Consider the following 11004-nt stretch of genomic DNA (forward strand, 5'->3'; position numbering starts at 1 on the left):
CATGCGTTAAAATGTTTCCCTTCGGAATCATCGTATCACCCAGGGAGTATCATGAAAGGCATCAGCAAATTGCCGGCAGCAGGCGGCATGTCGTTCACCGGCAAGGTGGTCCTGGTCACTGGCGCGGCCAGCGGCATCGGTCGCGCCATTGCCCTGGCCTTTGGCCGCGCCGGTGCCTGTGTGGTCGTGGCCGACATCTCGATCGAGGGCGGCCACGCGACGGCGGGCATGATCGTGGAAAACGGCGGCAAGGCACTGTTCGTGCAGTGCAATGTCACGCGCGCGCTTGAGGTCGAGGCGCTGGTGGAAAAGACGATCAATTACTATGGTCGCCTGGACATTGCCGTCAATAATGCCGCGGTGGACGAAGAGCACCATCCGCTGGCCGACACCGACGACGAGCAGTTCGAGCGCATCATGAACGTCAACGTCAAGGGTGTCTGGTTGTGCATGAAATACCAATTGCGCCGGATACTGGCGCAGGGCGGCGGGGCGATCGTCAACATGGCGGGCGTGGCCGGCCTGGTAGGCAGCCCGAACCATGCGATCTATGGCGCCAGCAAGCATGCCGTCGTGGGCCTGACCAAGAGCGCTGCCGCCGAGTACGCACGCGAGGGCGTGCGCATCAACGTGCTGTGCCCGGCAGCGGTGAAGACGCCGATGCTGGCGCGCGCGATCGAGCGTGATCCGGGCATCGAGAAAAAGCTCAAGGCAGCCCATCCAATGGGCCGCTTCGCCGAAGCCGGTGAAATCGCGCAAGCCGCGCTGTGGCTGTGCTCGGACATGGCCTCGTACGTCAATGGCCACGAGATGGTCATCGACGGCGGTTATACGGCCGTCTAGGTTCGCCGGCCCCGGTCTTACTTGGTTATTTGGGTCGGGGCTGCTTGAGGTCCTGGCTGGCCACGGCGACGCGGCCGGCGCGTACTTCACCCACGGCAATCGCCACGGCGCGCGCGACGTTGCGTGCTTCTTCCTGCACCGCATGGTCGGCGTCGAACGTCTCGTGGCTGTCGGCATACGATTCGTAGTAGCCGATGAAGCGGTTGAGCTGGCCGAAGCTGCCCGAACTGATCAAGCCCATCCATTCCAGCCAGTCCGACAGCGAGCGGCGCACGCCCTCGATGCCGGCCACGTCCCCATGCACGATGAGGCCGAATGCGCGGCCGGCCAGGTGCTTTGGATATTCCCAGCCGTCGCGTTCGATCTGCTTGGCGATCTCGGCCTTCTTGCCCTGGGTCGAGGAGGGATCGGGATTGCCGCCGTCGGCGCAGACCAGCCGGTCGATCATCTGCTTGAGCACGCCCGGCGTCTGGTACCAGTAGACCGGCGTGATGATGATGACGCCGTGCGCCAGCACCCAGCGCTCGTAGATCTCGTTCATCCAGTCATTGACCTGGCGCTCGGCGTGGTTCGGATAGCAGCTGCATGGCCAGTGGCACAGCGGCATCGCGGTCGACACGCACCCCTTGCACGGGTGGATGTGGCGGTCGTAGTCGGAGTTGATCAGGCTGAGGTCGAGGATGTCGGCCTCGATGCCATCGGCTTCAATGATCTCGCGCGCCATCTCGGACATGCGCCAGCTTTTTGAAATTTCACCAGGGCAGGTGCCATCGTTGCGGGCCGAGGCATTGATGATCAGGATGCGGCTTTTGGTGTCCGGGTTCTTCTGGTGCTTTTCAGCCTCGAGCAGGCGGTCGCGCGCGGCTTTCCAGTCGATCGACAGGTCGTAGTCGGGATCGGCAAAGCCAGGGCCGGCCTTGACCGTGCGGGGCGCCTTGCGGCCGTCCTGGTAGGCGTCCCAGGCCACCGCCTCGATGGCGGCCAGCTCGGTTTCCAGCGCATCGTAGCCGGGATCCTGGAAGGTGCGACGAAATTGCAGGTGAAACTCGTTGCGCCCCAGTTTGGCGGGCGCCTGGCCCTTGCGTACCGTCGTCATAAGTTCTCCAATGTGAATGGCGTCATTATCGTGGCGACGGGTCAAAGGCTGTGTTCGCACGCGCACACAGAATCGCTGGACGAATCAAGTTTGCGTCCGAACCGCACGATCTGCCCACTCATAGTCGCCCGGCAAATTCCGCGATCATGGCACGCAGCCAACGTTGGGCAGGATGACCATGATGACGCTCGTGCCACAACATGCTCACCGAAAAGCCGGGGACGGGGAAAGCGCACTCGACGACGTCAAGCAGCGCCGCGCCATCGCGCACGAGGCGTGCCGGAACCAGGGCCACGAGGTCCGATTGCGCAACGATGCCAGGCACGAACAGGAATGACGACGCCGACAACACCACCTTGCGCTGATGGCCAAGCGCGGCCAGCCCGATATCCAGTGGCGTCGAGAACGCTCCGCCATCAAGCGACACAATGACATGCTCGAGCGCGCAGAATTGCGCGGCGGAGATTCCGGGACACAACGCCGGATGGCCGCGCCTGCCGATCAGTACGTAATGCTCGTCGAACAGGTGCCGGCTGCGCAGACGGCCTTGCTCCTCGCCCGGCGTCATCAAGGCAAGATCGATGTCGCCCTTGGCCATCCTGGCTTCCAGCCCGTTCGGATCGAGGTGGTGCAGGGCGACCCGCACGCCGGGGAAGCGCTGACGCAGCATCAACACGAACGGCTGCGCGAGCGCTGCCTGCACGTAATCCGTGCACGCGATGTTGACGTCGAGCACGGTGGCTTCCGGGTCGAATCGATGGTGCTCGGCCACCGTCGCGCGAAGCTGATCCAGCGAACTGCGCAGCGGCTCGAGCAATTCCAGCGCCTTGCTGGTGGGCGCCATACCGCGCTGCAGTGGAATCAACAGCGGATCGTCGAACAGCGTGCGCAGGCGGCGCAATTGCGCACTGACCGCCGGTTGGCTCAGGTGCAAACGCTGGGCCGCTCGCGTGACGTTCTGCTCGATCAGCAGCGCTTCGAGCGTGATCAGGAGATTGAGATCGGGCATGGTCTTGGTATTCATCCGGTAGATGATAGGCCAAAAATGATGTGATTTCACGGATACCTGGCGACCGATCACACTGGCGAGCTCTCCACATTCTCATAGGAAGCGTCCATATGCCCTCGACCACCAGCAAGAACGTCCTGCTCATTCATGCACACCCGGAACCGACCTCGGCCACGCGTCACCTCGTTGAGGTCGCCATTCAGACCCTGGAAGCGCAGGGGCACACCGTCACGCAGTCCGACCTGTACGGAATGGGGTGGAAGGCGGTGTTCGACCAGGACGATTTTTTAACCCGCGCCAACCCGGAGCGCCTGGCATTCATCGACGAATCGGGTCATGCCTACGCCACCGGTAGCCAGACGCCGGATGTCGAACAAGAGCAAGCGAAGCTCGCCGCTGCCGATGCCGTCATCCTGCTGTTTCCGCTCTGGTGGTTCGGCATGCCCGCGATCATGAAAGGCTGGATCGACAGGGTCTGGGCGTTCGGCCTGGCCTACGGTTACCAGAGCGCAGGCAACACCTATCGCTACGGTGAAGGTGGCCTGGCCGGCAAGCGCGCCATGCTGGCCGTCACCGTCGGCGGACCGGCAATCGATTACGGACCCCGCGGCATCAATGGCCCGCTTGAGCAGCTGCTTTTCCCCATCACGCATGGCAGCCTGTTCTTCCCCGGCATGCAGGTGTTACCAACGTTTGCCGTCTACGACGCGGTTCGCATCGACGCCGGGCGCATGGCCCTGATCGAGTCCGCTTGGCAAACGCGGCTTCAGGATTTGTTTGATTCGGCGCCGATTGCCTTCCGGACGCAGAACGGCGGGGACTACCCGGACCGCCACGTGCTGGCTGAAGATGTGGTGCCTGGCCTAATTGGGCTGGAGGCACATATCAAGACATGAGTTGAAACCGGGCGAGGTACACGATAACGACATTACAGAGTTTTTTACTCATCTTACTCTGAAAATAAACATATTTCTAATATTCAATTATGAATGTAGCATATTGATATTTCCAATACATCCTTATACACACCAATACATTTTCATAAAAATTATTAGTATAAGATTTCAAGCGTGAATTCCGAGTCAGACGTAAGAGTTAAATATAGTTTGGTGATGCTATTCACTGTCGGGCTTTTTTCAGCGCAATACCTTCATCCCCATCCGGTTTGTTCATAATTTCATTATACGAGAAAATAACGATGATCCGAAAAGCACTGCTGGCCATCACGGCTGCCCTCTTAACAAGCTCCGCAGTAGCGGCAACGATTGGTTTTGAGTCTGAGGACGGTGGGTACGGTTACTCGAATTACAGCTTTCTCGAGGACGGATTCAGGGTGACGTATTCACCGATCAGTGATTTCGGCTTTTATCTTATCGATGATCCTGCTGGTAATTTGGGTATGTGCAGTCCAGCGTGTGCTTCAAATGGGACGACTGCACTTTATGCGTTCAATGAAAGTAGTGTCACGATCGACCGCGAGAACAAAGGCTTGTTTTCCTTTACCTCGCTGGACGTTGCCAAGACATTTACCGGGAACGGTCGGCCTTTGAGTATGACCCTCACTGCGATGGGAATCAACGGCGTCATCACGAACACGATCTTCCTGGAAGAAAGTCTGGCTGAAACATTTTCAAACTTTAATTTCCAGGACTTCGTCAATATTTCGTCCTTAACCATCACGGGCGGACAAGACTTTCCGGAATTCGCAATAGACAATCTCGCCCTCTCCGCAACCGAGGTTCCAGAACCCGCATCCTGGGCAACCCTGATCGCCGGCCTCGGAGTCATCTACTCAGCCCGCCGTCGGCGTTCACCAAGCGCCCTGGTTCGATAACAACAACAGCCGGGGTCAGGTCTGACATTCGGACACGAGCTCAACAAAACGTCGACTCATGAAAGCGCTGCTAGGGGATGAAGGAAGAGGCCGTGTCTAAATGTCAGACCTGACCCCGGCTGTTAGTATTGATGCATGAAAAAAGCGGGCCAGGCTCAGGGCCCGGCCCGCTTTCGCGGGTCCATCGACGGCAGCAGGCTTACTTCTGCTGCTGCAGCAGCACCAGCCAGTACTTGGCCAGGTCGCCCGCACCACCACCGCCCTTGACGGTCTGGAAGGTCGAGATCGCTTCAGCTTTCTTGCCAGCGCGAACTTGTGCCATACCGAGGCGCAGCTTGGCTTCTTCCGCGTTCTTCAGACCGCCCTTGGCGATACCTTGCTGGATGAAGCCGACGCCCTTGTCGCCCTGGTCCATGGTCGCGTACGCCCAACCCAGGTTGACGAGGCCGGCGCCGGTCTTGGCCTTGGCCGCGCCTGCTTCACCGGCAGCGATGTTCTTGGCATCGTCCGCCGCGCCCTTGTTGGCCTTGTCGCGCAGTGCGCTGTGGGTCTTGGCATTGCTGCCTTTGCCCAGCACGCCGGCAGCGTAGCCGGCATCCATCGTTTTCTTCGCCTCGGTCGGGAAACCGTCACGCAGCGACAGCTCGGCCAGATCGACGTATTCCTCGGCCGCCATCTGCTTGACGGCAGCCGCTTCGAGGCGATACACGTTGATCATGTTGGTCTGCGCATCGAAGCCCGACTTGCGTGCCACACCGCGGTTGAGCAGGTCGGTCCAGAAGTCGTCGCTCGGGTAATGGGCGACCAGCTTTTCCAGTGCGACCAGGTAGCCGGCATCGTCCTTGACCTTGTTGGCCGACGAGGCCAGCAGGCGCAGGTCTTCTTCGCTTGGCTTCTGGCCGGCTTTTTCGGTGGCTTCGATCGCTGGCAGCAGCGCTGCCTTGGCGCTGGCGTAATCGCCGCCCAGGTAGTAGGCGCGGGTCAGTGGCGCGGCGACTTTTTCAGGCGTCGGGCTTTCTTTCTGGTAGCGCTTGAACCACTCGATCGCTTTCGGGTAATCCTTGGCGTTGTAGTGCATATTGGCCAGGGCCTGGATGAAGTCGGCCTGCTCGTTCGGCGCCAGGCGGCCCGATGCGATGACGGCTTCGAGGGCCGGGATCGAGATGGCGTTGTCGTTCGTTGCCGAACCCAGCGACAGCTTCATGCGGTTGACGACATAGTCTTCGTACGGCGTGCGGTTCGGGAAGGCTTCGGCCTGCGTCACACGGCTCTGGATTTCGGCGTAATTCTTTGCATCCATCAGCGGCTTGATCTGCGCCGGGTCGAGCAGCTTGAACAGCTCTGGGCGGACGGTGTCCTTCGGCGCTGCAGCCGCGGCGGCGGCGGGCTTGTCCTGTGCGTTGACGGCAGGAATCACGGCAGCGGAGCTCAGGCCGACGGCGGCCAGCATCAGGCAGAGGCGGGCGAGACGGAATTGGGACATTGGTTATCCTTCTATCTAGACAAAAAATATACGAAATGTGCGTTTGGCAATATAGCAAAAATGCCAAGCTCGGACAAAAAAGTATTGTCCCATATATCCAGCTTTTTCTGGATTGGCAATTGTGCCGCAGCACGGGCCGCCGTGCCCGTGTCGTTACATCGCGTTACTTTGCCGCTGTCACGGCCCGTCAAAACCCGGTACCGGGCAGACCCCTCGCGCGTCGATCTCGCCGGCCAGCCAGGCCACGGCCGCAGCCAGCGCCGGCGGCGCGAAGCCATAGGTGAGCAGGGCAGGGCCGGGAAAGTCGAGCGCCTGGTATGGATTCCACAAGGCCAGGTGCAAATCGGGTCTCCAGGTCGCGCAGGCCTGCGGCCCGTAGCGGCGGCGCGCGGTCGAGGCCAGGATCGTGAAGCGACCGTCGGCCGGGAGCGCCGCCCAGTCGAAAGTCTCGCTGTCGGCGAAGGTCACCAGGTCGACGTCGTACAGCTGCGCCAGCGCGGCCGCGATGCTGGCCGCCGGCACGCCGGCTTCCGACACGCCATCGCTGACCACGTCGGCACGTGCAACCAGGCGTACGCGCGCGCCGCGCGGTGGGCGCTGGGGCGCGCGCAATGCCGTCAGGCCCGCGCGCCATGCACGTTCCATCAGTGCGCGGTCATCCGGTTCGGCCGTGTACGCAACCGCGCCGGCCGGATGTGCGTCAGCCAGTTTGCCAAGGCGCGCCAGACGCGCCTGCACGGCGGCCAGTGGCAGCACGCCGTCGCGGATCGCCGCGGCAATCGCTTGCACGGTCTCGATCTGCGTATCGCGCGTGCCGATGGCCATGACCATGTCGGCGCCGGCCACCAGCGCATTCACAGCCGCCTGGCCGACGCCGTAGCGGTGCGCGATCGCATGCATGTCCATGCCGTCGGTGATGATCACGCCGTCGTAGCCGAATTGCTCGCGCAGCACGCCGGTGAGGATCGCCTGCGACATGGTGGCCGGATTGACGGGGTCCAGCGCCGGATAGACGATGTGGGCCGTCATCATGGCCGGTGCGTGGGGCGCAGCAATGCGAAACGGCGCGAATTCGAAGCGTTCGAGGTCGGCACGCGATTTGTCGACGTACGGCAGGTCGCGGTGCGAATCGACATGCGTGTCGCCGTGGCCGGGGAAGTGCTTGACGCAGCAGGCCACGCCTTCGCGCTCGCTGCCTTCCATCCAGGCCAGCGCAATGCGCGTCGCCTGCTCGGGATCGGCGCCGAACGAGCGCTCGGCAATCACCGGGTTGCGCGGGTTGTTGTTCAGGTCCAGCACCGGCGCGAAGTTCCAGTTGAAGCCGAGCGAACGCACCGCGCGCGCCACGGCCGCGCCGACCTCGCGCGCCAGGTCCGGATCATTGGCTGCGCCGAGCGCCATCGCGCTGGGCGGCGCCGGCACCCAGGTCGAACGCACGACGGCGCCGCCTTCCTGGTCAAGGGCGATCAGGGCTTGTGGCCCGATCGCGTCACGCAGCGCGCCCGTGAAACGCGTCAGCTGCGGCGCGTCGCGCATGTTCTGGCGGAACAGGCAGGCGCCGCGAATTCGGTAGGTACGCAGGAAGGCGTCGGTCTCGGCATCGAGTTCGGTGCCGAACAGGCGCACCATCACCAGTTGGCCGGCCAGGTCGAGGTAGTCGTTCATGGTCGAGATTCAGGCGGTTAGTTCGTCTTGGTGACTTTGCTCAGGTGGCGCGGCTGGTCGGCATTCATGCCGCGCGCCGCCGACAGTGTGGCCGCCATTGTATAAAACGCCTGCGCCGCGACGATCGGATCGAGGTCGGGGATGGCAGCGGTGGGCAGCGTCAGGTCGCGGCTGGCAATGTCGGCCGGCGCGGCGAGCAGCACGCGCGCGCCACGTGCGCGCATGTCGTCGGCCAGCGCCACCAGGCTGGCCTGGGTCGGGCCGCGCGTTGCGAAGATCAGCAGCGGATAGCCGTCTTCGATCAGCGCCATCGGGCCGTGCTTGATCTCGGCGCCCGAAAACGCTTCGGCCTGCAGCGCCGAGGTTTCCTTGAACTTGAGCGCCGCTTCGAGCGCCAATGGGAAGCTGATGCCGCGGCCCACCACCATGATGTTGCGCGCCGGCGCCAGCACGTCGATGGCGGCCGACCAGTCGCCGTCCTGGCCAAAACTGCGGGCGGCGCGCAGCGCATCGGGCAGGGCGGCGATACCGTCCTTCAGTTCGGCGTCGTTCTGCCAGTCGGCGACCAGGCGCGCGCCGGCCACCAGGCTGGCGATGAAGCTCTTGGTCGCGGCCACGCTGTGCTCCTTGCCGGCATGGAGCGGCATCGTCCATTCGGCGGCGTCGGCCAGCGGCGAAGCGGCGTCGTTGACCAGCGCCACCGTCACGGCCCCGCCGGCGCGGAAGTACTGCATCGGCTCGACCACGTCGGGACTCTGGCCCGATTGCGAAATGGCGATGGCCAGTGTGTCGCGCGCGATGATCGGCGACTTGTAGAGCGTGATGAGCGACATCGGCAGCGACGTCACCAGGCGGCCCATGCGCGACATGATCAGGTAGGCCAGGTAGCCCGACGCGTGATCGGAGCTGCCGCGCGCCACCGTCACGGCGCTGTGCAACTGGGTCGCACGGAGCCGTTCGCCCAGCGCGGCGTAGCGCTCGGCATCCTGCGTCAGGGCGTGGGCGATGCAGTCGCCCGACGACAGGGCCTCTTGCAGCATCAGCGATTGGTGACCGTCAGCGGTGGCGGGCGTGGCATTCACAGGCATTCTCCTTCGATATAGACAGCTTTGATGTTCAGGGCGCGGTCCAGGACCACGAAGTCGGCGTGACAGCCAGGCGCCAGGCGGCCGCGCCGGGTTTCGCCGAGGTAGTCGGCGGCGTGGGTCGAGACGCGCTGGCTGGCGTCTTCGATCGACAGCCCCATGCCCACCAGGTTGCGCAGCGCCTGGTCCATCGTCAGCGTGCTGCCGGCCAGCGTGCCGTCGGCCAGGCGCACGCCGCCCATGCATTTGTGGACCACCTGGCGGCCCAGCATGTAGTCGCCATCGGGCATCCCGGCCGCCGCCGTCGAATCGGTCACGCAGAACAGCTTGGGAATGCAGCGCAGGGCAGTGCGGATCGCTCCCGGATGCACGTGCATCAGGTCGGGAATGATCTCGGCGTATTCGGCGTGCGCGAGCGCGGCGCCCACCATGCCGGGATCGCGGTGGTGCAGGCCGGGCATGGCGTTGAACAGGTGCGTGAAGCCGGCCGCGCCGTGTGCAAGCGCTGCCACGCCGACGTCGTAATCGCCGTTCGTGTGGCCGATCTGGACCCGGATGCCGGCCTTCGTCAACTGCCGCACGAGGGCCATGTGGCCGTCGATTTCGGGCGCCACGGTGATCAGCTTCATCGGCGCCAGTGCGTGAAAGCGCATGACTTCATCGAGATGCGCCTCGCGTGCGAACGGTGGCTGGGCGCCGAGTTTGCCAGAGTTGATGTACGGGCCTTCCAGGTGCACGCCAAGGATGCGCGCCTCGCCCTTGCCGCGCGCCGCGCAGGCCGCGCCGATGGCGCTCAAAGCCCGGTCGATGTCGTCGACGGGCGCGGTCATGGTCGTGGCGAGCAGGCTGGTGGTGCCGTGTCTGGCGTGCAGCGCGGCGATGACGTGCGGGGCGTCGCCGCCTTCCATCATGTCGCGGCCCGCGCCGCCGTGCACGTGCACGTCGATAAAGCCCGGCACGATGTAGACGTCGTCGTTGTTGGCCGGGTCGACCCGGCGGCCGTCGATGCCGTCGACGCGCGCGCCGAAGCGCAGCGCGCCGTGCACCCAGCCGGCCGGTGTGAGGATGTTGCCCTTGATGGGGCGGCGAGTGTCGTCGGTCATGTGTTGGCGTCCTTCAGATGCAGTTCGATCATGCGCAGCGCGCCGGCGGCGGAGTCGCCATGCGGGGCGCTGCAGCGTGCCAGCATTTCGGCCAGCAGGTAGGCGCGCAGCGTGTCGCCCAAGCCGCCGCACAGCGCCAGCGGCAAGCTGCCCGACGGGTCGAGTGCGCGCGCGATGCGGGCGGCTTCGGCGCCCGCCTGTGTCAGGATCCCGGCGGCCACGGGATCAGTGGCGCCGTGCGCCACGACAAAGCGCGCCAGGCCTGCGTAATCGGTCTGCGTGGCGTGGCCGAGCCAGACCTGGATCGGATCGCGCGCGCCGCCGCAGGCGCCAATCACGGCGTCGGCAAAGGCGCCCCCTTCGGCGCGGCCGTCGAGCACCTGCTGGATGTGGCCGATTGCGCGCAGGCCCATCCAGGCGCCGCCCGCTTCGTCGCCGGCAGGAAAGCCCCAGCCGCCGACTTCGACCCGTGTGCCATCCTGCCGCAGGGCTTCGCCGACGCTGCCGGTGCCGATGGCGACGATCGCGCCGGGCTGCCCGCCATGGGCGCCCATCAGCGTCGTGAAGCCGTCGGTGTCGAGCACGAGGGCGCCAAAGCCCGGATCGGCGGCGCGAAAGGCGGCCGCCCATTCCTTGTTGTGGACACCGGCCATGCCCAGGCCGATCGCGCAGGCCGCCATGGGAACGGTGTCGATGCCGATTGCGGAGAAGGCCTGGCTGGCGGCGGCAAGCACCGCGCTCCAGGCCTTGTCGATGCCGTGGCGCAGGCCGGATGCGCCGCTGCTGCCGGTTGCGAGCACGGCGCCGTCGCGGCCGGCCAGGCGCACGCGGGTGTTGGTGCCGCCGCCGTCAACGCCAATGAGATAGTCGATCATGGTGTGCAATG

General features: G+C 64.2%; 10 protein-coding genes. 3 read left to right on the plus strand and 7 right to left on the minus strand.

What is annotated here, in order from left to right:
• The first annotated feature begins 51 nt into the window (after positions 1-51).
• A complete protein-coding gene (locus ACZ0AJ_RS03650; protein ID WP_499452784.1) occupies positions 52-843 on the plus strand; it encodes an SDR family oxidoreductase in 792 nt (263 codons plus the stop codon).
• A gap of 25 nt (positions 844-868) precedes the next feature.
• Here the strand turns inward: ACZ0AJ_RS03650 and ACZ0AJ_RS03655 are convergent, their stop codons facing one another.
• Positions 869-1939: a flavodoxin family protein gene (locus ACZ0AJ_RS03655; protein ID WP_499452785.1), complete on the minus strand. Its 1071-nt coding sequence runs from the start codon at positions 1937-1939 to the stop codon at positions 869-871.
• 118 nt (positions 1940-2057) lie between these two features.
• Positions 2058-2963, minus strand: a complete 906-nt coding sequence (locus ACZ0AJ_RS03660) for a LysR family transcriptional regulator (protein WP_499452786.1) — start codon at positions 2961-2963, stop codon at positions 2058-2060.
• A 95-nt stretch (positions 2964-3058) separates the two neighbouring features.
• Between ACZ0AJ_RS03660 and ACZ0AJ_RS03665 the strand changes: the two genes are divergently transcribed.
• Both ACZ0AJ_RS03665 and ACZ0AJ_RS03670 read left to right on the plus strand, forming a co-directional pair.
• A complete protein-coding gene (locus ACZ0AJ_RS03665) occupies positions 3059-3844 on the plus strand; it encodes an NAD(P)H-dependent oxidoreductase (RefSeq protein ID WP_499452787.1) in 786 nt (261 codons plus the stop codon).
• A 302-nt stretch (positions 3845-4146) separates the two neighbouring features.
• A complete protein-coding gene (locus ACZ0AJ_RS03670; protein WP_499453928.1) occupies positions 4147-4782 on the plus strand; it encodes a PEP-CTERM sorting domain-containing protein in 636 nt (211 codons plus the stop codon).
• 199 nt (positions 4783-4981) lie between these two features.
• Here the strand turns inward: ACZ0AJ_RS03670 and ACZ0AJ_RS03675 are convergent, their stop codons facing one another.
• The 5 genes from ACZ0AJ_RS03675 to ACZ0AJ_RS03695 all read right to left on the minus strand — a co-directional run bounded on the left by ACZ0AJ_RS03675 (position 4982) and on the right by ACZ0AJ_RS03695 (position 10993).
• Positions 4982-6265 carry a tetratricopeptide repeat protein gene (locus ACZ0AJ_RS03675; RefSeq protein ID WP_499452789.1) on the minus strand — a complete coding sequence of 428 codons (1284 nt, stop codon included), beginning with the start codon at positions 6263-6265 and terminating at the stop codon, positions 4982-4984.
• Between the two features lie 177 nt (positions 6266-6442).
• Entirely contained in the window at positions 6443-7930 is a 1488-nt protein-coding gene (nagZ, locus tag ACZ0AJ_RS03680) for a beta-N-acetylhexosaminidase (protein ID WP_499452790.1), read from the minus strand.
• Between the two features lie 17 nt (positions 7931-7947).
• A complete protein-coding gene (locus ACZ0AJ_RS03685; RefSeq protein ID WP_499456720.1) occupies positions 7948-8970 on the minus strand; it encodes an SIS domain-containing protein in 1023 nt (340 codons plus the stop codon).
• 38 nt (positions 8971-9008) lie between these two features.
• Positions 9009-10118 carry an N-acetylglucosamine-6-phosphate deacetylase gene (nagA, locus tag ACZ0AJ_RS03690; RefSeq protein ID WP_499452791.1) on the minus strand — a complete coding sequence of 370 codons (1110 nt, stop codon included), beginning with the start codon at positions 10116-10118 and terminating at the stop codon, positions 9009-9011.
• On the minus strand, positions 10115-10993 hold the full coding sequence (locus tag ACZ0AJ_RS03695; protein WP_499452792.1) for a glucosamine kinase nucleotide-binding domain-containing protein: 879 nt from the start codon (positions 10991-10993) through the stop codon (positions 10115-10117). Before ACZ0AJ_RS03695 ends, nagA begins: the two co-directional genes overlap by 4 nt.
• Between the last annotated feature and the right edge of the window lie 11 nt (positions 10994-11004).

The organism is Telluria sp. AC161, from assembly GCF_979258535.1.